Origin of the sequence: Rhodococcus sp. G-MC3, from assembly GCF_030063335.1 — a bacterium.
Lineage (GTDB): Bacteria > Actinomycetota > Actinomycetes > Mycobacteriales > Mycobacteriaceae > Rhodococcoides.
Genome location: NZ_JASISW010000021.1, coordinates 16,249 through 37,991, shown reverse-complemented (window position 1 = coordinate 37,991; position 21,743 = coordinate 16,249). Strand labels below are relative to the sequence as shown.

Genomic DNA, 21,743 nt, shown 5'->3' with positions numbered 1-21,743 from the left:
CATTCGGCCTGTCCGTTGACCGAATGGTAGAACACGTTCTATTGTTCGGGCATCAAAACTGAACCGACACGGTCCAAATGTGGACCGGCCGATCGGAGGCAATCATGTCGACCGCCTACGAACTGACGCATCTCGGTGCGCTGGAGGCCGAGTCCGTACACATCTTCCGTGAGGTGGCGGCGACGGCCGAACGGCCGGTGCTCCTGTTCTCCGGAGGCAAGGACTCCATCGTGATGCTGCACCTTGCGGCCAAAGCCTTCTGGCCCGCACGAGTTCCGTTCTCTGTCATGCACATCGACACCGGCCACAACTTCGACGAAGTTCTGGACTTCCGTGACCGCACCGCTCGTGCCATGTCCATCGAATTGGTGGTCGCGTCGGTACAGGACGATATCGACGCAGGTCGATCCGTCGACGAGACAGGACCGCGCGCTACCCGAAACCGTCTACAGACCGCGACGTTGCTGAGGGCTATCGCCGAGAACAGCTTCGATGCGGTCTTCGGCGGAGCGCGCCGGGACGAAGAGAAAGCGCGGGCGAAGGAACGAATCTTCAGTTTCCGTGATGAACGCGGCACGTGGGATCCGCGGAAGCAGCGACCCGAACTGTGGCAGTTGTACAACGGGCGACACCGAAAAGGCGAACACTTCCGAGTTTTTCCGTTGTCGAATTGGACCGAACTCGATATCTGGCAGTACATCGCAGCCGAGAACATCGCGCTGCCGAACATCTACTACGCCCACCGGCGCGCCGTGCTCTCGCGCAACGGAATGCTCTTGGCTGCAACTCGATTCGTGACCGCAACGTCGGCGGAAGAATGCTTCGATTCGATGGTCCGTTTCCGCACGGTGGGCGACGCCACCTGCACGGGGTGTATCGAATCCTCCGCTGCCGACGCGAACGCCGTCGTCGCCGAGATCGCAGCCACTCGCACCACCGAACGAGGCGCGACCCGCGCGGACGACCGAATCTCCGAGTCCGGTATGGAAGACCGAAAGAAGGAGGGCTACTTCTGATGGCGCAACTTCTGAGACTCGCTACGGCAGGCAGCGTCGACGACGGCAAGTCGACGTTGATCGGGCGGCTGCTCTACGACTCGAAATCGATCTTCGAAGACCAGTTGGAAGCGGTGGAACGAACCAGCCGTGAGCGAGGCGGCGACACCACCGATCTGGCGCTGCTCACCGACGGATTGCGTGCCGAACGTGAGCAGGGGATCACCATCGACGTCGCGCACCGGTACTTCTCCACACCCAAGCGAAAGTTCATCATCGCCGATACTCCGGGGCACGAGCAGTACACCCGCAACATGGTCACCGGCGCCTCCACCGCCGACGTCGCGTTGATTCTCGTCGACGCGCGGGCTGGTGTCCTCGAGCAGACCAAACGCCACGCGTTCCTTGCCTCGCTCCTCGGTATCCCACACCTCGTGCTGTGCATCAACAAGATGGACCTCGTCGGGTGGTCGCAGGATCGCTTCGAGGAGGTCAAGGATGACTTCCGTTCCTTTGCAACGAAACTCGACGTGCATGATCTGACATTCGTCCCTATGTCGGCCCGAGACGGCGACAACGTCGTTCATCGGAGTCACCGAATGACCTGGTACGAGGGAAGTGCGTTGCTGCACCACCTCGAAGACCTGCACATCGCCTCGGATCGCAATCTCATCGATGCGAGATTTCCGGTGCAGTACGTGATCAGGCCGAAGCAGGGCGAGCACCGAGACTTTCGTGGATACGCGGGAACCGTCGCCGGTGGGGTATTCACACGCGGCGATGAGGTGGTGGTGTTGCCTTCGGGCTTCTCGACCAGGATCAAGGCGCTCCGTGGGCCGGGCGGAGCCGAGGTGGACGCGGGATTCGCATCGTCGGCGATCTGCGTCGAACTCGAGGACGCCGTCGATGTCGGGCGGGGAAACATGCTGTGCAGACCGAACAATCGTCCGCAGATCGGCACCGAGATCGATGCCATGATCTGTTGGCTGGCCGAGGAGTCGGTTCTGCACGAGAAGAATCGCTATCTCCTGTTGCATACGACCGCTGCGACTACCGCCCAGGTGGTCACGCTCGACTATCGGCTCGTCGTCGACTCGCTACATCGGGACGCCTCAGCCGAAACGTTGTCTCTCAACGAGATCGGCCGCGTCCAGGTACGAACTCACACGCCACTGTTCTTCGATCCCTACCGTCGCAATCGCGTTACCGGCAGTTTCCTGCTCGTGGACGAGCGCTCCGGCGCGACCGTTGCAGCCGGGATGATCACGGGCCCGACGCCGGTGACCTCAAATGTGGTGTGGAGCTCGTCCCAGGTCGACCGCGAACAGCGCGCAACGCGGGGAGCCACCGTATGGATCACCGGACTGTCGGCTTCGGGGAAGTCGACCATTGCCGCCGAGCTGGAACGAAGGCTGGTGGCATCGGGAAGGCCGGCGTATCGCCTAGACGGTGACAACCTGCGGCACGGGCTCAACGCGGACCTCGATTTCTCGAAAGCCGATCGTGCCGAGAATGTTCGGAGAGTCGGAGCGGTCGCGGAGTTGATGGCCGACGCAGGGTTGATCACGATCGCTTGCCTCATCAGCCCTTATCGCGGCGACCGAGACGCGGTGCGCCGAGCACACGAGGACGCGGACCTTGCCTTCTACGAGATCTTCGTCGACACTCCGGTCGAAGTGTGCGAGCAACGAGATCCGAAGGGAATGTATGCCCGCGCACGGGCGGGCGAGATCACGGGTTTCACTGGTGTCGACGATCCGTACGAGCCCCCGGATCACCCCGACCTGGTGCTGGTGCCCTCGGACGGTGACCGCGCAACACAGGCGTCGAAAATAATGGAATTGTTGGGTCTGTGACGACACAAGACATCGACGATGCGATTTTCGCTGCGGATGTGGCACAAGAGGCGGGTCAGTTGCTGTTGGAGGTGAAAAGCGCCGCTACCGAGACCGGCCGGGAACTGGGCCGACTCGGGGACACTCGCGCGAACACTTACATCTTGGGCCGGCTCGCACGGGATCGACCCGGCGACGCTGTGTTGTCCGAGGAATCGGCCGACGACTCGGCGCGACTGGGTGCTGAGCGGGTATGGATCATCGATCCGCTCGACGGGTCACGCGAATACGGCATGAACGGTCGAAGCGACTGGGCTGTGCACGTCGGACTGTGGGAGGCGGGGAAGGGGATGACGGCCTCGGCCGTTGCCCAGCCCGCTGTCGCCACCGTGTATTCGACGGCGGATGTTCGCGCTCCTGCGCCGCAGTCGGGTCGCCCGAAGCTGATCGTCAGCGGCAGCCGTCCTCCGTATTACATCGATGCGTTGGCCGCCGATGTCCACGGCGAGGTGGTCACGATGGGGTCGGCGGGGGCGAAAGCGATGGCGGTGGTGCGCGGTGACGCGGACGCCTACGTGCACTCCGGTGGACAGTGGGAGTGGGACTCCGCGGCCCCCGTCGGTGTCGCACTGGCCGCTGGTCTGCACTGCTCGCGCATCGACGGGACGCCCCTGCTGTACAACCAAGCTCATCCCTACTTGCCGGATTTGCTGATCTGCCGTCCCGAACTTGCCGAAACTCTTCTCCGCGGCATCGCGAAACATGCGACACGCGAGGCCGATTCCGGCCGGGTTGCGATGGCCCGTGAATACATCAAGTCGCTCGTGAGCCACGACGCGACCAAGTTACGGTTGAGCGCGTCGTGCAGCCGCGTGGAAAACGGGCAGTCCACCGGTGCGTCCGGCGCGTTCATCCGCAACGAGATCGAGAACGGCGTGCAGTACACCGCCATTCGCAACATTCGAGAGGTCACTTTCCGCGAGTGGGACACCAACGTGGTCGCCCGCTTCGTACTCGATTTCGACGGCGGCTCGGCTGTGTCGGTGACCGAGCATTTCGAGATTCCTGCCGGCGACATCACTGCCATCACCGCGATCATCGAACCAGCCTGAGGTCAATGCGCCAGCTCGTCGAAAGCCCTCTGCAACTCCGTGGTTCGGTCCTCGGCGTCGATGAGCACGCGGTGTAGTCGGCGTGCTTCACGCGCTGCCGCCGTCTCTGTTTTTCGCGCGTCGGCTTCCTCTTCTTCGGCGGCGTGAAGTTCGGCGCGCAGCCGTGTGAGCCGCTCTTTGGCCTTTGCCAGAGTGCTCTGTGCGGTGTCCAGATCGGAGTCGGCCGACTCGGCAGAATCACGAGCCGACGCCTCGTCCTCACGTGCCTCGGTCAGAGCGTCCCGCGCCGTGGCCAACGCACGTCGGGCTTCGTTGCGCGCTGGGTCATTCGCCGGTGGCTCTTCGTCGGAAATCCCCTCTGACGCCGAAATATCCTGAGCTCCGTCCGGTTCTGGAACCAACGAGAGGATTGCCGGCCCGAATCCACTGTACGACTCGGCGATGATCACCCGACCGGATCGGACTCGTTCGGCGATCTCTGGGTCGGCGAGGGCGGCCCCCAGCGTCTGGCCGACTTCACGCAACGCGTCTTCGGAGACTGTTTTACCTTGTGCGCGCGCCAATTCGGCTGCCCGGGAGGTCAGCGATCTGATGGCCTTCTGTCGTGCCGCCGACAACGATCTGAGTTCGGTAGTATCCGACTTCCGCTGCGCTTCACGAAGACCGTCTCCGAGATCGAACAGGTCGGCGATGTCGTCCGGTTCTTCTCGAACGAGGTGATTGACGAGCCACCCGACCACGGTCGGTTTCCGCAGCGCGGCGATGGATTTCGAGAGAGCTCGGTCGCCCGAGTCCTTGGCGAGTGCTGCTGCATCCTTGCGCGCAGCGACGAATTGCGATGGATCGACAGAGTAAAGGCTGTCGGCGATATCGTCGAAGGCGAGTGGATCGGACACACGCCCAGTCTGGCACTGCGGGCCTCGTCGGCACCAGAACTGGAAAGAAGTGTGCCCCCGGCAGGATTCGAACCTGCGGCCTTTCGCTCCGGAGGCGAACGCTCTATCCCCTGAGCTACGGGGGCCAGCCGAATTTCCTGACATTGCCAAGATCCAGCGTGCCTGTGGGCGGGTCCAACAGTAGCGCATCGCGTCCGTCACCTGAAATCACCCTGGTGTTGATGTAAACAGAGGACAGTCGACATACGCACACGACGAAGGGACACCCTTGATCGATCACGAGTACTCGGACAATGATCTCGATCTCGATCTTGCGTGGTGGGCGGCCGCGAACTATCTGACCGTCGCCCAGATCTATCTGAAGGACAACACTCTGCTGCGCGAGCCACTCGATGTCTCGCACATCAAACCTCGGTTGCTCGGTCACTGGGGAACAAGTCCGTGCCTGTCGATGGTGTACACGCTGCTCAACAGGGTGATCAAAGCTACCGACTCGGAGTGGTTGTATGTCACCGGTCCAGGGCACGGTGGTCCAGCGCTCGTGGCGTCGACTTATCTCGAGGGCACGTACTCGGAGGTCTACCCGAAAATCACGCGTGATGCCGATGGTGTGCGGCGCCTGTGCCGTCAGTTCTCGGCACCCGGCGGCATTCCGAGCCACGTCAGCGTGCAGACGCCGGGAAGTATTCACGAAGGCGGCGAACTGGGGTACGCGCTCGTCCACGCGGGAGGCGCGGCGTTCGATCGGCCTGACCTGACAGTGGCGTGTGTCATCGGTGACGGAGAAGCCGAGACGGGTCCACTGGCCGGGTCCTGGAAGCTACCTGCTTTTCTCAATCCCCGACGCGACGGTGCCGTGTTGCCGATCCTGAACTTGAACGGGGCGAAGATCGCCGGGCCTACCGTGTTCGGGCGAAGCCGCGACGAGGACGTCGTCGATTTCCTGCGAGGCCAAGGCTGGGATCCCGTCGTCGTCTCCGGCGACGATCCTCGGACGGTGTTCCCTGCCCTCGAACGGGTCCTCCGCGAATCGCACGAGAAGATCCGCGCCATCCAGGTGAACGCCAGGGAGGGTGGAGACACGGTCGACGTGCGCTGGCCGGCGATCATCCTGCGCACTCCCAAGGGATGGACAGGACCCCACACTGTCGACGGTGTGCTCGTCGAAGGGACATTCCGATCCCATCAGGTGCCACTGTCCGGAGTGCGGACCAACCCTGAGCACCTCGCCCAGTTGGAATCGTGGATGCGGTCCTATCAACCGGAACTGCTGTTCGACGAAGACGGGACTCTCGTCGGTGAACTTGCGGCACTGGCACCTGACGGGGACAAAAGGATGGGGTCGACGCCGTACGCCAACGGCGGAAGGCTTCTGCGTCCTCTGCGGCTGCCACCGCTTGCCAAATACGAGGTTCCGATTCAATCCCCGGGTGCCGGATTTCACGAGACGACAAGGGTTCTCGGGGAGATGATGCGTGACATCTATGCAGAAAACGGGCGGCCCGACGGCGGCGGCAACTTCAGACTGTTCTGTCCTGACGAGACGGCGAGCAACCGGTTGGCGGCAGTGTTCGAGGAGACGGATCGATGCTGGCAGCTGCCGATCGAGGACTGGGACGACCATCTCTCACCCGACGGACGCGTCATGGAGGTTCTGAGCGAGCATCTGTGCGAGGGCTGGCTGGAGGGCTACCTTCTCGCGGGCGGGCACGGCCTGTTCGCCAGTTACGAGGCCTTCGCGATGGTCAGCGTTTCGATGATGATTCAGCACGTCAAATGGCTGCAACATGCCGCCGATCTGCCGTGGCGAGAGCCCGTTGCATCACTGAACGTACTGCTGACGAGCACGTGCTGGCGCAATGATCACAACGGTTTCAGCCACCAGGGTCCCGGGATGATCGACGCGGTTGTTCCGTTGTCACCCGAGGTCGTACGAGTGTGGCTGCCGCCGGACTCCAACACGTTGTTGTCGATTTCCGATCACTGCTTTCGCAGCCGCGACCATGTCAATTTGATCGTCGTCGACAAACAACCGCATCTGCAGTATCTGACTCTCGAGCAGGCGAACGCGCACTGCGCGGCGGGAGCGTCGATCTGGGAGTGGGCCGGAACCGAGACCGACTCGAACGGATCACCGGACGAGCCGGACATCGTTCTGGCGGCCGCCGGTGACGTTCCGACACAGGAGATCCTCGCCGCCGCGCAGATCTTGCGCGAGTGGGTGTCTTATCTGCGAGTTCGAGTGGTCAACGTCGTCGATCTGATGGCGATGCTGACTCCGGGCGAGCATCCACACGGGTTCTCCGATGTGAAGTTCGTGGATCTGTTCACTGCGGATGTAGACGTTGTGTTCGCTTTCCACGGGTACCCACGGGCAGTGCACGAACTTCTGCATGGACGCCCACACGCCGGCCGATTCCACGTGCGCGGCTTCAACGAACAAGGTACGACGACAACGCCGTTCGACATGGTTGTGCTCAACAAAATGAGCCGGTATCACCTCGTGCTCGAAGCGCTGCGGCGGTCGCGTCGGGTGCCGGAGAGGGGGAGCGAGCTCGTTGATTTCTGTAATTCTCAGCTGGACCGGCACGCGAAATACATAGTGGAGCATTTCGAGGACATGCCGGAGGTAGCCGACTGGACCTACACGGCGGCGCGATAGCGGACAGTGCTCAGTCTGCAGGAGCGGAGCTCAATTCGCAGGGAGCGGTGCTGCGCCCTTTTCGGTGAGGTACTGCTCCATCAGCGTCGCTTCGCTTTGCTGGGTGGAGATCATCGACTGCGCGAGTCGTACCAGCGCGGGGGTTTCGGCGTGATCCGCGGCGTACTCCATCATCGACAGCCCGCCCTCGTGATGCCGGAGCATCAGCTGCAGGAACTTCACGTCGACGTCGGAGCCGGTTGCCTTGCGTAGCGCGGCAAGGTCGTCCGCGGTCGCCATTCCCGGCATCGCAGTGACGGGTCCCGTGCCTTCCGTGGACATGGACGACATCGAGTGTCCGTGCTCGTCGCCTGCCATCCACCCCATGTATCCGTCGGTTCCCACAGGTGAGCGGTCCCAGACGGCCAGCCACCCCTGCATCTGGCCGACCTGGTTCTGCTGTGAGGTGAGCATGTCGAACGCGAGGGTGCGCACGCGTTGATCGCTGGCATTGGTCAACGCAATCGCCGACATGTCGATGGCTTGATTGTGATGGACCGACATGTCCTGTGCGAATCCGACGTCCACCGAATCTGCCGCTGGAACCGAGTCGTCCCCACCGAGAAAGTTGGTGCGGGCGAGGAAACCCAGGGCGAATCCAATGGCTACTGCAGCGATGACGCCCAGCGCCAGCAGGGCTGTCTTCTGTGCCCTACTGACGCCGTTCGGACGTGTGGAAACCGACATCAGGGCGCAGGTGCCGGCTCGGCAGGCACACCAGCATTTGGAACCTGAAGGTCACTGGGGAGCTGCAGGTCCGAAGGCAGGCCTCCGGTGGCACCGCTCTCGCTGGCGTCGGGAGTCAGACCGGCACCGTCCATCGGAACTGCGTCCGCGCCGGGCGCCGAGGGGTCGAACGGCGGCGGGTTGTCGGGATCGAAGGATCCGGGAACCGTCGAGCAACTCGCGCCGACCTCGGGGTACTGGTACCGGTTGAGGCGCAGGGCGTTGATGAAATTGTCGACTCGCTCGTCGTCGACACTGTCGACCTTGAGCTGGTGGCCCCACGACTGCAGCGACACGGCCTTGTCCAACCCCGGGTAAGGAGACATCAACATGTAGGTCTCGCCGTCGACTTTGTCGGCGAGTGTCTGGATCTGATCCGCGGAGAGCATGTCTGGGTTGTACGCGATCCACACCGCGCCGTGCTCGAGCGAGTGGACGGCGTTCTCGGTGCGAATGGCCTCCGGATAGACGACGCCGGTGCAGGTGGCCCACACAGCGTCGTGCGGTCCACCGAACGGAGGCGACTGGTCGTACGCGACCCGCTGCGTGGGCGCCACGTGCAGTGCCGCCGGGTACGTCTGGACCGCGATGTCGGAGATCGACGTCGACGGATCCTGATTGCCCTCGCTCGGTTCCCACTTCTGCGCCTCGGCGCGGTCCTGATACTTCGGAAACAGGTTGACCGCGAGAATCGCTATGAGACCCACTACGACCACAATCGCGCCTATGGTCAGCCAGGGAATCTGCCTTCCCTTCGACAGTCCTGCTTTGCTCGCGGGAACACCGCTGCTTTTCTTGGCGGCCTTGATGGCCTTGTTGGCTTTGGAAGCCGACTTTTTTCCTTGACCGCCGCTGTTCTTGCCTTGTCCGGCACTGTCGGAACCCGTGGGCATCGCTGTCGTCGCTCTTTCGGTTGTCGGTTGTGCGCACCCCGAGCGCACGAAGCAGGAATAAATCCGCGATCCGGGGCGACCTGGGATCGCAGAGCGTCCCCACTCTACGTTCTCGAGCTGAGCGCACGCTTTGAGGTCGCCGTGGGTAGCAATCAGAGGGTCGAGCTACGTCGCCTGCGGCGAGCTCCGCCCCAGAACACCCAGCCCTCCGCCCCTAAACATAGGATAGGCACCTGTGACTCCCGCCGACCTTGCCGAACTACTGCGTACGACCGCCGCACAGGTGCTCGCCGACCGTAGCCTCGACGCGTCCGTGCTGCCTGAGAAGGTGACGGTCGAACGCCCACGTAACCCCGAACACGGCGACTACGCGACCAATATTGCTCTGCAGATCGCCAAGAAGGTCGGCGCGAACCCACGCGACTTCGCAGGCTGGCTCGCCGAAGCGCTCGCCGCGGAATCAGCCATCGACAGCGCTGAAGTGGCTGGTCCCGGCTTTCTCAACATTCGTTTGGCCGCCGATGCCCAGGGTGCGATCGTTGCGCAGGTGCTTGCCGCAGGACCGGCGTACGGCAGTGCACGCACTCTCGCAGGGACGAAGATCAACCTCGAGTTCGTCTCCGCCAATCCGACCGGACCGATCCACCTGGGTGGTACGCGGTGGGCAGCGGTCGGCGACGCATTGGGTCGGATCCTCACTGCTCAGGGCGCCGAGGTGGTGCGCGAGTACTACTTCAATGATCACGGCGCGCAGATCGACAGGTTCACCAACTCGTTGATCGCCGCAGCCAAAGGTGAACCCGCTCCGGAAAACGGATACGCAGGCGCATATATCTCGGAAATCGCGAACTCGGTGCTGGCCAAGAGCCCCGAGGTGCTGGGCATGGCCGACGCTGCGCAGGCCGAAACGTTCCGTTCCATCGGCGTCGAGCTCATGTTCGACCAGATCAAGAAGAACCTGCACGAGTTCGGCGTCGACTTCGACGTCTACTTCCACGAAAATTCCTTGTTCGAGTCCGGTGCCGTCGACAAGGGCGTCGAGTACTTGAAGAACTCGGGAAGCCTCTACGAAGAGGACGGCGCGTGGTGGCTCCGCAGCACCGAGTTCGGTGACGACAAGGACCGCGTCGTCATCAAGAGTGACGGCAACGCCGCCTACATCGCAGGCGACATCGCGTACTTCCAAAACAAGCGGCAGCGTGGATTCGATCTGTGCATCTACATGCTCGGTGCCGACCACCACGGTTACATCGGTCGGCTCAAGGCTGCGGCTGCTGCGTTCGGCGACGACCCGAACACCGTCGAGGTACTGATCGGTCAGATGGTCAACCTCGTCCGCGACGGCGTAGCAGTGAAGATGAGCAAGCGCGCGGGCACGGTCATCACCCTGGATGATCTCGTCGATGCGATCGGTGTCGATGCGGCCCGGTACGTGCTCGTCCGGTCTTCGGTCGACTCGAGCATCGATATCGATCTCGCACTATGGGCGAGCGCCAGTAACGAGAACCCTGTTTACTACGTCCAGTACGCTCACGCGCGGCTGGCGTCACTGGCACGCAATGCCGCCGAACTTGGTGTCGGCGCGCAGGATCCGGACCTGAGTCTTCTCACTGCAGACCAGGAAGGTGAGTTGATCAGGACGATCGGCGACTATCCGAGGGTGGTCGCCAGTGCGTCCAACTTGCGGGAACCGCACCGAATTGCACGGTATTTGGAAGAGTTGGCTGGCGCCTATCACCGGTTCTACGGTGCGTGTCGCGTCCTGCCGCAGGGAGACGAGGAGCCGGGACCTGTGAACACCGCCCGATTGTCGTTGGGCAATGCAACCAGGCAGGTGCTGGCCAACGGCCTCGCCCTGCTCGGTGTCAGTGCGCCGGAGCGGATGTGAGTGCGCATCCGGCAGGCCCGAAACACGCCGACACTCGGGCCGCCGAGGCATTGTCGGAACGTCCGAAGACCGCGTCGGAGATGACGGCTCTGCCCGCACACGTCTACCCCCGCAACGCTGCACGCGGAGACGACGGAGTCGTGACGTTGGCCGGTGTTTCGGTCACCGAACTTGCAGCCGAGTACGGCACGCCCCTGTTCGTGATCGACGAGGACGACTTCCGCAGCAGAGCACGCGAGATGGCTGCCGCGTTCGGAGATCCGGCGCGTGTGCACTATGCATCGAAGGCATTCCTGTGTGGGGAGATTGCGCGCTGGGTTGCGGACGAGGGACTCTCTCTCGACGTGTGCTCGGGAGGCGAACTCGGAATCGCCCTCGCCGCCGGGTTCCCCGCAGGTCGAATTGCCATGCACGGCAACAACAAATCCGTCGACGAGCTGACCGCGGGAGTGCGCGCCGGTGTCGAGCATGTTGTTCTCGACTCGATGATCGAAATCGACCGTCTGGATGTCGTAGCCGCCGATCTCGGTGTGGTACAGGATGTTCTGGTGCGCGTCACCGTCGGGGTCGAAGCGCACACGCACGAGTTCATCGCTACTGCGCACGAGGATCAGAAGTTCGGATTCTCCCTGGCCGACGGTGCTGCCCTCGATGCCATCAAACGTGTGTTCCAGACCGATCACCTGCGTCTCGTCGGTCTGCACAGCCACATCGGGTCGCAAATCTTCGAGGTCGACGGCTTCGAGCTGGCCGCCCACAAATTGATCGGACTTCTACGCGAGGTGGTGTCCGACTTCGGGGTCGACAAGACATCGCAAATCGCCACCATCGATCTCGGTGGAGGCATGGGCATTTCGTACGTACCGAGTGATGATCCGCCTCCGATCGATCAGCTCGCGGCGAAGCTGCGGTCGATCGTGGCCACCGAGTCCGCTCAGGTCGGTCTGCCTGTACCCCACGTCGATGTCGAGCCAGGGCGTGCAATCGTCGGTCCGGGAACGGTGACCCTCTACGAGGTGGGCACCATCAAGGACGTCACGGTCGACGCGCAGACGCGGCGACGGTATATCAGCGTCGACGGTGGGATGAGCGACAACATTCGTACCTCGCTCTATCAGGCCGAGTACGACTGCCGGCTCGTCTCCCGTGACAGCGAGTCCGATGCGGTACTGGCCCGCGTCGTCGGAAAGCACTGCGAGAGCGGTGATGTGGTAATCAAGAACACATGGATGCCTGCCGACGTCGGTCCAGGCGACCTGCTCGCCGTCGCGGCAACCGGTGCCTACTGCTACTCGATGTCGAGTCGGTACAACCTGCTGACGCGGCCCGCCGTCGTGGCGGTAAAGGACGGAAAGTCTCGACTCGTTCTGCGTCGAGAGACACTCGAAGATTTGCTCAGCTTGGAGGTGCACCCATGACGACGAAGCCGATAGGAATCGCCGTTCTAGGACTCGGCAACGTCGGGAGCGAAGTTGTTCGTATCCTGACGCAGAATGCCGAGGATTTGGCGGCCAGAGTCGGTGCACCGCTGGAGATTCGCGGAATTGCCGTTCGCCGCGTCGACGGCGACCGCGGAGTCGACGCGGCGCTGCTGACGTCCGATCCCGACGCGCTGGTCAACCGCGAGGACGTCGATATCGTCGTCGAGGTGCTCGGCGGAATCGACGTGCCTCGCAAGCTGATCCTCTCCGCACTGGAGAAGGGCAAGTCCGTCGTGACGGCCAACAAGGCGCTTCTCGCGGAGTACACCGGCGAGCTCGCCGACGCGGCCGAGAAGTCACGTGCGGATCTGTATTTCGAGGCTGCCGTCGCAGGTGCGATCCCCGTGGTGCGGCCACTCATGCAATCCCTCGCAGGCGACCGCGTCACGAAGGTCGCCGGCATCGTCAACGGCACCACCAACTTCATCCTGTCCGCAATGGACGAGACAGGTGCTGATTACTCCGAGACCCTCGCCGAGGCAGGGCGGCTCGGTTATGCCGAAGCCGACCCCACCGCCGACGTCGAGGGTTACGACGCGGCGTCCAAGGCCGCGATTCTGGCGTCGATCGCGTTTCACACGCGCGTCACCGCGGGCGATGTGTACCGAGAAGGTATCAGCAACATCACCTCTGCGGATCTGGAGATGGCGCGTTCGCTAGACTGCACAGTCAAGTTGCTGGCGATCTGCGAGCGCATCACCACGGATAAGGGCAAGGATCGCATCTCGGCCCGCGTGTACCCAGCTCTCGTTCCACGTGATCATCCGCTCGCGACGGTCAACGGTGCGTTCAATGCTGTTGTCGTCGAGGCCGAAGCCGCGGGCCGACTCATGTTCTACGGGCAGGGAGCAGGCGGAGCGCCGACGGCTTCCGCAGTTCTTGGTGACCTCGTGATGGCCGCCCGCAACAAGTTCTACGGCGGTCGTGGTCCGCTGGAATCAAAGTACGCAAAATTGAAGATCGCTCCCATGGGCGACATCCTCACGCGCTACTACGTGAGCATGCAGGTCGCGGACAAGGCAGGGGTTCTTGCCTCTGTTGCCGAGGAATTCTCCAAGCGCGGAGTCAGCATCTCGACCGTCAGGCAACAGGGCGCAGACGAAGGCGCCCGATTGGTCGTCGTCACCCACCTCGCTGCCGATTCCGCTCTCTCCGAGACGGTTACTGCGCTGGAAAAGTTGGACGTCGTCACGTCCGTCGCAAGTGTTCTCAGATTGGAAGGCACCGAATGACCGTGCATACGCCGTGGCCAGGACTGATCGAGGCGTACCGTGATCGCCTCGCAATCGGGCCCGACTGGAAGACCGTCACACTGCTAGAGGGTGGCACTCCGCTGATTTATGCCGAGCGGTTGTCCGAGATCACCGGTTGCGAGGTCCACCTCAAGGTCGAAGGCCTCAATCCGACGGGTTCGTTCAAGGACCGCGGTATGACCATGGCGGTCACCGATGCGCTCGCGCGCGGCCAGGAAGCAGTGTTGTGCGCCTCGACCGGTAACACCTCCGCCTCAGCAGCTGCATATGCAGCCAAGGCCGGAATGGGCTGCGCAGTGTTGGTGCCGCAGGGCAAGATCGCGATGGGCAAGCTTGCGCAGGCAGTCATGCACGGCGCCAAGATCATCCAGGTTCAAGGCAACTTCGACGACTGCCTCGAGCTTGCCCGAAAGACCACTGCCGAGTTCCCGAGTATCGGCCTGGTCAACTCCGTGAATCCTGTCCGCATCGAAGGTCAGAAGACTGCGGCATTCGAGATCTGCGACGCCCTCGGTGACGCTCCGGACGTTCACGCTCTGCCGGTGGGCAACGCAGGTAACATCACCGCATACTGGCGCGGGTACTCGGAGTATTTCCGCGACGGTTTGACCACCCGTAAGCCGCGCATGCTCGGCGTTCAGGCTGCAGGTGCGGCTCCGCTCGTTCACGGTGCGCCCGTGTCGAATCCGGAAACCATTGCAACCGCAATCCGCATCGGATCACCGGCGTCGTGGAACGGTGCGGTCAATGCCAAAGAAGAGTCGGGCGGTGCATTCCGTGCTGCAACCGACGACGAGATCCTGGAGGCATACCGACTCGTCGCCAAGTCCGAAGGTGTGTTCGTGGAGCCCGCTTCGGCCGCCAGTATCGCGGGCTTGCTCGCTGCTCGAAAAGAAGGTTGGCTCGACAGCGGTCTTCGTGTCGTGTGCACGGTGACGGGCAACGGCTTGAAGGATCCGGACACCGCGTTGGCTGGTATGCCTGTGGTGGAACCGATTCCGGTCGATCCCGTGGCAGTTGCGTCGGCCCTCGAGTTGGCGTAGTGACTGAGTCCCAGGCCATGACGACAACTCTTCCGTTGGGTGTGACGGTTACCGCGCGCGTCCCTGCGTCGAGTGCGAATCTCGGTCCTGGGTTCGACACCCTCGGGATCGCGTTGGGTCTCTACGACGAGATTCGAGTCACGACCACCGCCTCGGGGCTGAGCATTCACGTGGAAGGCGAAGGCGCGGAGGATGTTCCGTGGGGCCCGTCTCATCTCGTGGTTCGCGCCATCGAGCGTGGCCTCGAAGCGGCCGGTGTGTGGGCGGATGGCCTGGATGTTGTGTGTACCAATGTTATTCCGCACTCGCGGGGATTGGGTTCTTCAGCATCGGCGGTTGTCGGTGGACTCGCGGCGGCGAACGGTTTAGCGGCCAAGCTCGATCCATCGTTCGCGCTGACCGACGAGCAATTGGTGCAGTTGGCCTCGGAGTTCGAAGGCCACCCGGACAATGCGTCGGCCAGCGTGCTCGGCGGTGCAGTTGTCTCGTGGAGCGAACCGGCGAGTGCAAGCGTGACGCAACGGCGCTACTCGGCGGTTCGTCTGGCCGTGCATCCTGACATCCACGTCGTGGCTCTCGTTCCGTCCGAACGCTCGTCGACATCGCATACGCGGGGGCTGCTGCCCGAGTTGGTACCGCACCGTGACGCGGCGTTCAACGTGAGTAGGGGAGCCCTCGCGGTCGTAGCGTTGACCGAGCGGCCGGACCTGTTACTCCCGGCCACGGAGGACCTTCTGCACCAAGGGCAGCGTTCGAGCGCATTGCCGTCGGCGACGAAGTGGATCACGGCATTGCGGGGGAGAGGGATCGCCGCGGTCCTGTCGGGGGCAGGCCCGACGGTTCTTGCGCTGTGCACCGAACCTTTCCCGGCGGATCTGAAAGAACAGGCCGTCGCTGACGGTATTCGTGTTCTCGAGCTCGGTGTTGCCGACGGCGTCAGCACATCGTGAGAGACCCGGCGTGACTCACCGGTAACCGGTTCTTGCCGATGAGGCAGATCGACGCTATTCTGGGGGAAGTCCGTATATCGTGCGCTTCAGACGCCGTTTTCGCCAGGGCTTTCACGTAAACGTTTTCGGGGGGCTTCACGCCCGAGTGAGTGATGTTCTGGCCTCGATCCCTCCGCAGTACACCTGCGGCAATGGGTTCGATCGTGTGTCCGAGGTGTCGCGATCGATGACGGCAATATCCGTGTTCGATATGAGTTCGAGCTACGGAACGAACCCTTGGCTGCGCAGACTGCGAGCGAGGGAAGGAAAGGACCTCCGTGACCGATACGGAACTGATCTCTGCGCCCGAGAAGACTCGTCGTGGAGCTGGCCTGTCCGGAATGGTGCTCACCGAGCTGCGTAGTCTCGCGGGCGAACTCGGCATCAAAAGCATTTCCGGCATGCGCAAAGGCGACTTGATCGCCGCCATCTCTGCACGTCAGGGCGCTACCGGGGCAACAGCCTCGGAAACACCGAAGGTGACATCACGCCGTGGTGCCGCCGACAAGGCACGTAACCAAGTTGCGCCAGCTGATGCACCGACCGAGGCTGTCGCGCCAGTTGCCCCGGAGTCTTCTGTACCGGAGTCTTCTGCACCGGAGCGGAACGCAGACGACGCTTCGGATGCACCGCGCCGCACGCGTGGCCGCCGCACGGCGGGTCGCAAAGCCGGTGCACCGGACCAGCTGCCTCTCGACGAAACCGGCGAGCAGCCAAAGGCCGATGCAGCTCCCGCCGACGCAGCTCCCGCCGAGGCCTCCGGCAACCCTGCGCCCGCGCAGGACACGACTGCAGAGGCCGGAGCAGCAGAACGGCCACGTCGTAGCCGCGGTGACCGCGAGAACCGAGGTGCGGCCGAAGGCAACGACGGCAACACGGGCACTCGCGGCGAGAATCCCGATACCGACGGCAATCGCGCCGACGGTGGTCGGTCCAACCGCGACAACAGCAACCGCGGCAACCGGGGCGAAAGCAACCGTGGTGACAGCAACCGGGGCGAGGGTAACCGGGGCGAGAACACCCGCAACGACAGCAATCGTGGTGACAGCAACCGTGGTGACAGCAACCGCGGCGACAGCGATCGCGGCGAGGGCAACCGCAATCGCAACCGCAATCAGAATCAGAACGACAACCGTTCCGATGACCGCAACGGCAATGGCCCCCGCGACAACCGCGATGGCCGCGACAACCAGGATGACGACGGCGATGGCCGTGGACGTCGGGGTCGTCGGTTCCGTGAGCGTCGTCGTGGACGCGACCGGGGCGAAGTAGGCGGCGGAGGCACCACCGAGCGCGAGCCCGAGATCCGCGAGGACGACGTCCTTCAGCCGGTGGCAGGCATTCTCGACGTACTGGACAACTACGCATTCGTGCGCACGTCCGGTTACCTGGCAGGTTCGAACGACGTTTATGTCTCGATGAACCTTGTTCGCAAGAACGGACTTCGTCGAGGTGACGCGATCACCGGTGCAGTTCGAGTCGCCCGTGAAGGTGAGCAGTCGAACCAGCGTCAGAAGTTCAACCCGCTGGTGCGCCTCGATACCGTCAACGGCGGCGACGTCGAAGCCGCGCGTAAGCGTCCTGAATTCGGCAAGCTGACGCCGCTGTACCCGAACCAGCGTCTGCGGCTCGAGACCACGCCGAACATCCTCACCACTCGCATCATCGACCTGGTGATGCCGATCGGTAAGGGACAGCGTGCGCTGATCGTGAGCCCGCCGAAGGCCGGTAAGACCAGCGTTCTGCAGGCAATCGCCAACGCTATCTCGATCAACAACCCCGAGTGCTACCTCATGGTCGTTCTGGTCGACGAGCGTCCCGAGGAAGTCACCGACATGCAGCGCTCGGTGAAGGGCGAGGTCATCGCGTCGACGTTCGACCGCCCGCCTGGCGACCACACTGCAGTGGCCGAGCTCGCGATCGAGCGAGCAAAGCGACTGGTCGAAGCAGGCCAGGATGTCGTGGTACTCCTCGACTCGATCACCCGCCTCGGACGTGCGTACAACAACTCGTCCCCGGCGTCGGGCCGAATTCTGTCCGGTGGTGTCGATTCCACGGCGTTGTACCCGCCGAAGCGTTTCCTCGGTGCTGCTCGCAACATCGAGAACGGTGGTTCGCTCACCATCATCGCCACGGCGATGGTCGAAACCGGTTCAACCGGTGACACGGTCATCTTCGAGGAGTTCAAGGGCACCGGCAATGCCGAGCTCAAGCTCGATCGCAAGATCGCCGAGCGTCGGGTGTTCCCGGCGGTCGACATCAACCCGTCGAGTACCCGCCACGACGAGCTGCTGCTTGCACCGGATGAGGCTGCGGTGGTCCACAAACTGCGCCGCGTGTTGTCCGGTCTCGACTCTCATCAGGCGATCGATCTGCTGGTCGACCGACTGAAGAAGAGCAAGAGCAACCTCGAGTTCTTGATGGAGGTCTCGAAGACTGCACCAGGCGCAATGGGCGACTAGCAGCTTCGCTGTATGTGTGTGGAAATACGTCCCCTGCGACGTATTTCCGCGCACAGACGAGAGCAGGAACAATCCGACGAGCGCCTGTGTTGAGGCACTTGTCGGTCGAGAGAATCTGGCGATTAGCAGGTCAGATTCCCTCTCTGGCATACTGAACGGCCGAGTCCGGTTCCGGTTCACGTCCTCGAACGGCGAGGGCGACCCGGCGACCATCTGAAAGGGACACCATGAAGGCAGGAATCCACCCCGACTACACGCTCACCACGGTTGTGTGTGGTTGTGGCAATACTTTCGAGACGCGGAGCACCACCGACAAAGAGCGCATCAATGTCGAGGTTTGCTCGCAGTGCCACCCGTTCTACACGGGCAAGCAGAAGATTCTCGACACCGGCGGTCGCGTTGCACGCTTCGAGGCTCGCTACGGAAAGCGCGCCAGCAAGAAGGCTGACGCCGACAGCTAGCTGTTACACCGACGCCCGCCCTGTGATGTCTGCAGGGCGGGCGTCGTCTGTTTTTCCGTAGGTAATTTTCGAGTCGAGCGGAGCACACACTATGGCGAGGACGAAGCCTTCGGCCATCGACGACATTCTGGCCGAGCACTCGGGTCTCGAGCAGCAGCTCGCCGATCCGGCCTTGCACAACGATCCGGCAGCTGCCAGGCGTGCAGGCAAGCGTTTCGCCGAACTGGCTCCCATCATGTCCGTCCACGGCAAGTTGACGTCCGCAACAGACGACCTCGCCGCCGCACGTGAGCTCGCAGCCGACGATTCGTCCTTCGCCGCAGAAATCCCCGAGCTCGAACAGACCGTGGAGACGTTGGAGCAGACGCTCGCGGATCTACTGGCACCTCGCGACCCACATGACGGCGACGACATCGTCATGGAGGTCAAGTCCGGTGAAGGCGGTGAGGAATCGGCGCTGTTCGCGGCCGATCTCGCGCGGATGTACGTGCGCTACGCCGAGCGACGCGGTTGGCGCGTCGAGGTCCTCGATGCGAACGTATCCGATCTCGGCGGTTACAAGGACGCCACGTTGTCCATCAAGGCGAAGGGTAGCTCGCTGAACGGCGTCTGGGCGCGGCTGAAGTTCGAGGGCGGGGTGCACCGGGTGCAGCGCGTCCCGGTTACCGAATCTCAGGGTCGTGTTCACACGTCTGCAGCAGGAATTCTGGTCTACCCGGAACCGGACGAGGTCGAGGAAGTGCAGATCGACGAAACCGATCTGCGCATCGACGTCTACCGTTCGTCCGGCAAGGGCGGTCAGGGCGTCAACACCACCGATTCCGCGGTGCGCATCACGCACCTGCCGACCGGGATTGTCGTGACGTGTCAGAACGAACGCTCGCAGCTGCAGAACAAGGCGCGCGCAATGCAGGTACTCGCCGCTCGGCTCCAGGCTGCCGCTGAGGAAGCGGCCGATGAGGAAGCCGCCGCAGGCCGGGCAAGCCAGGTTCGTACTGTAGACAGGTCCGAGCGCATTCGGACATACAATTTCCCGGAGAACCGCATCACCGATCACCGCATCGGCTTCAAGTCGCACAATCTCGACGCCGTCCTCGACGGTGAGCTCGACGCACTGCTCGACGCGCTCGGCAAAGCCGATCGCGATGCGCGGATGCAAGCCGAATAGATCTCGCGCAGCGCATTCTTCCGTTCCTTCGTAAGGGGGCCGCTCCATGTACCAGGAACTGACACCGGCGGGTGAGAACGCGGTCAAGGAATTGGCGGGTAAGTACGGCATCTCCACCGATGCGGTCCGTGTGATGCTCGATGCGGTCAACGCGGGACGTGGCTCCATGGCACAGTTCAACATTCCCGAGCTCGGTGGCGGTGGGCAGTGGATGCGCGGGGGAATGACGATGGTCGGCAACATGTTCGACTACTCCCTCAAGGGACGTGTCGACGGCTTGTGTCGCGATCTTTCCGGCGTACTCGCCCAGCATCAGGTCTACCCACCTGCCCAGTCTCAGTCTGAATCGGGATCGAGTTCCGGTGGTTCGTGGTGGCCGAGCGATCTCGGAAGCCCGAGCTCGAGTGGCGGGCAGAACGGCTCGCAGTACGCCTATTTCCCTGGTTCACGCCGTCTCGCGGTCCTAGCGGGTGGCCGCTTGTCGGTATACGACACGCTCGATCACTCGATCGGCGGCGTCCAGCAACAGCAGGGCGGCGGTCCTGGATCGTTGGAGTTCACGAGCCAGTACGGCACCTTCACGGCTGCGAGTCTGCCGCTGGTGGATCCGGTGCAGGCGCAATCCCCGGCGCCACCCCAGCCGTTCGCTCCCCAGCAGGAAACGCCCCCACCTGCCGCTTTCCAGCCTGCCGCTCAGTCGAATCAGGCGACGCCGATGGACCTTGCCGAGGTGACATCGGCAATCGAGGCGTTAGCCTCCTTGCACGGCAAAGGCATTCTCACCGACGACGAATTCTTCACCAAGAAGGCCGAGCTGCTGAAGCGGATCTGAGCTCGGCGTGCCGCGTCGGTGCGACGTGGCACGCTGTACGGGTGACTCGCAAACCGTTACGCCTGGCAATTCTGGAAGCAACTGCGACGCTGGAGGCGGCAGGGGTGCCGAGCCCCCGGGTCGACGCCGAACTGCTGGCATCTCATCTCGTCGGAGTCGAGCGTGGTCGTCTCGGTCTGGTTCCTCTCGTCGAACCAGAGGTGATCGACGCCTACGAACAAACAATCGCTCAGCGCGCCAAGCGGATTCCCCTGCAATACATCACCGGCACAACAGCGCTCGGTAACATCGACGTCGAGGTAGGGCCGGGTGTCTTCGTGCCGCGCCCCGAGACCGAACTGCTTCTCGGCTGGGCTCTTGCGTTTGTCGAAGGAGTCGATCGGAAGCCGCCGGTAATTCTGGATCTGTGCACGGGTTCCGGCGCACTTGCGCTTGCCTTGGCCAATGCGAGGCCGGATGCCCAGGTGCACGCGGTCGAACTCGACCCATCAGCGCTTGCCTGGGCGAGGCGCAATGCAGACTTGCGAGCGGAGCGCGGCGATACCCCCATCACGCTGCACCATGGAGACGTGACGGACCGTTCGCTTTTGACCGAACTCGACGGCGGCGTGGATGTAATTGTCGCCAACCCTCCCTATATTCCCGTGGGTGCCGTGCTGGATCCCGAGGTGGTCGACCATGACCCGCATCTTGCGTTGTTCGGCGGCAGCGACGGTCTATCGGTTATCGAACCGATGATCAAAAACATTGCCCGGTGGTTGCGCCTCGGCGGGGGAGTTGGTGTGGAACACGACGACTCCCATGGCCATCGCGTCGTGGAGTTGTTCGAGGGCCGCCGTGTTTTCACCGATGTCGTCCAGCATCCAGACCTCGCCGGCCGCCCGCGGTTCGTCGTTGCGTCTCGCGCTGTCTCCCCTGAAAGCTAGGAGTTGAGCTTGCGGAACGGACTGTGTGTCTAGGAGTGGAGCTTGCGGAACGGGCTGCGCTAGTACAGGCGACACGGGGTAC

At 62.9% G+C, this 21,743-nt stretch carries 17 protein-coding genes and 1 tRNA gene; 14 read left to right on the top strand and 4 right to left on the bottom strand.

Annotated elements, in window-relative coordinates:
• The first annotated feature begins 104 nt into the window (after positions 1–104).
• From cysD to QMK17_RS20460, 3 genes are read left to right on the top strand one after another with little or no spacing between them, the layout of a single operon-like run.
• Entirely contained in the window at positions 105–1,016 is a 912-nt protein-coding gene (gene cysD / locus QMK17_RS20470; protein WP_283511134.1) for a sulfate adenylyltransferase subunit CysD, read from the top strand.
• Entirely contained in the window at positions 1,016–2,851 is a 1,836-nt protein-coding gene (gene cysC / locus QMK17_RS20465; protein WP_283511133.1) for an adenylyl-sulfate kinase, read from the top strand. The genes cysD and cysC overlap by 1 nt, the downstream gene beginning before the upstream one ends.
• Entirely contained in the window at positions 2,848–3,942 is a 1,095-nt protein-coding gene (locus QMK17_RS20460; RefSeq protein ID WP_283511132.1) for a 3'(2'),5'-bisphosphate nucleotidase CysQ, read from the top strand. The genes cysC and QMK17_RS20460 overlap by 4 nt, the downstream gene beginning before the upstream one ends.
• A 2-nt stretch (positions 3,943–3,944) precedes the next feature.
• On the opposite strand, the gene QMK17_RS20455 is transcribed toward QMK17_RS20460, so the two are convergent.
• Complete coding sequence (locus QMK17_RS20455; protein ID WP_283511131.1) at positions 3,945–4,838, bottom strand: hypothetical protein; 894 nt, start codon at positions 4,836–4,838, stop codon at positions 3,945–3,947.
• A gap of 52 nt (positions 4,839–4,890) precedes the next feature.
• A tRNA-Arg gene (locus QMK17_RS20450) sits at positions 4,891–4,963 on the bottom strand.
• A 143-nt stretch (positions 4,964–5,106) separates the two neighbouring features.
• Between QMK17_RS20450 and QMK17_RS20445 the strand changes: the two genes are divergently transcribed.
• Positions 5,107–7,500 (top strand): phosphoketolase family protein, encoded by a 2,394-nt coding sequence (locus QMK17_RS20445; RefSeq protein ID WP_283511130.1) that lies wholly within the window; start codon positions 5,107–5,109, stop codon positions 7,498–7,500.
• Positions 7,501–7,530: 30 nt separating this feature from the next.
• On the opposite strand, the gene QMK17_RS20440 is transcribed toward QMK17_RS20445, so the two are convergent.
• Positions 7,531–8,226 carry a DUF305 domain-containing protein gene (locus QMK17_RS20440; RefSeq protein ID WP_283511129.1) on the bottom strand — a complete coding sequence of 232 codons (696 nt, stop codon included), beginning with the start codon at positions 8,224–8,226 and terminating at the stop codon, positions 7,531–7,533.
• Positions 8,226–9,158, bottom strand: a complete 933-nt coding sequence (locus QMK17_RS20435) for a DUF3105 domain-containing protein (protein WP_283511128.1) — start codon at positions 9,156–9,158, stop codon at positions 8,226–8,228. The genes QMK17_RS20440 and QMK17_RS20435 overlap by 1 nt, the downstream gene beginning before the upstream one ends.
• Positions 9,159–9,393: 235 nt before the next feature.
• Here QMK17_RS20435 and argS point away from each other — a divergent pair, with 235 nt between their 5' ends.
• From argS to prmC, 10 genes are all read left to right on the top strand, one after another.
• Positions 9,394–11,046 (top strand): arginine--tRNA ligase, encoded by a 1,653-nt coding sequence (gene argS, locus QMK17_RS20430; protein WP_283511127.1) that lies wholly within the window; start codon positions 9,394–9,396, stop codon positions 11,044–11,046.
• Complete coding sequence (lysA, locus tag QMK17_RS20425; protein ID WP_283511126.1) at positions 11,043–12,464, top strand: diaminopimelate decarboxylase; 1,422 nt, start codon at positions 11,043–11,045, stop codon at positions 12,462–12,464. Before argS ends, lysA begins: the two co-directional genes overlap by 4 nt.
• On the top strand, positions 12,461–13,759 hold the full coding sequence (locus QMK17_RS20420; protein ID WP_283511125.1) for a homoserine dehydrogenase: 1,299 nt from the start codon (positions 12,461–12,463) through the stop codon (positions 13,757–13,759). The genes lysA and QMK17_RS20420 overlap by 4 nt, the downstream gene beginning before the upstream one ends.
• The gene (thrC, locus tag QMK17_RS20415) at positions 13,756–14,823 is read left to right on the top strand and encodes a threonine synthase (protein WP_283511124.1); all 1,068 of its coding nucleotides are present in this window, start codon (positions 13,756–13,758) and stop codon (positions 14,821–14,823) included. Before QMK17_RS20420 ends, thrC begins: the two co-directional genes overlap by 4 nt.
• Before the next feature lie 17 nt (positions 14,824–14,840).
• A complete protein-coding gene (gene thrB, locus QMK17_RS20410) occupies positions 14,841–15,773 on the top strand; it encodes a homoserine kinase (RefSeq protein WP_283511208.1) in 933 nt (310 codons plus the stop codon).
• 317 nt (positions 15,774–16,090) lie between these two features.
• Positions 16,091–18,274, top strand: coding sequence for a transcription termination factor Rho (gene rho, locus QMK17_RS20405; protein WP_283511123.1), 2,184 nt, complete (start codon positions 16,091–16,093; stop codon positions 18,272–18,274).
• 227 nt (positions 18,275–18,501) lie between these two features.
• Entirely contained in the window at positions 18,502–18,735 is a 234-nt protein-coding gene (rpmE, locus tag QMK17_RS20400; protein ID WP_283511122.1) for a 50S ribosomal protein L31, read from the top strand.
• 91 nt (positions 18,736–18,826) lie between these two features.
• Positions 18,827–19,903: a peptide chain release factor 1 gene (gene prfA / locus QMK17_RS20395; protein WP_283511121.1), complete on the top strand. Its 1,077-nt coding sequence runs from the start codon at positions 18,827–18,829 to the stop codon at positions 19,901–19,903.
• Positions 19,904–19,949: 46 nt separating this feature from the next.
• Positions 19,950–20,735, top strand: coding sequence for an SHOCT domain-containing protein (locus QMK17_RS20390; protein ID WP_283511120.1), 786 nt, complete (start codon positions 19,950–19,952; stop codon positions 20,733–20,735).
• A 41-nt stretch (positions 20,736–20,776) separates the two neighbouring features.
• Positions 20,777–21,661, top strand: a complete 885-nt coding sequence (gene prmC / locus QMK17_RS20385) for a peptide chain release factor N(5)-glutamine methyltransferase (RefSeq protein WP_283511119.1) — start codon at positions 20,777–20,779, stop codon at positions 21,659–21,661.
• Positions 21,662–21,743: the final 82 nt, after the last annotated feature.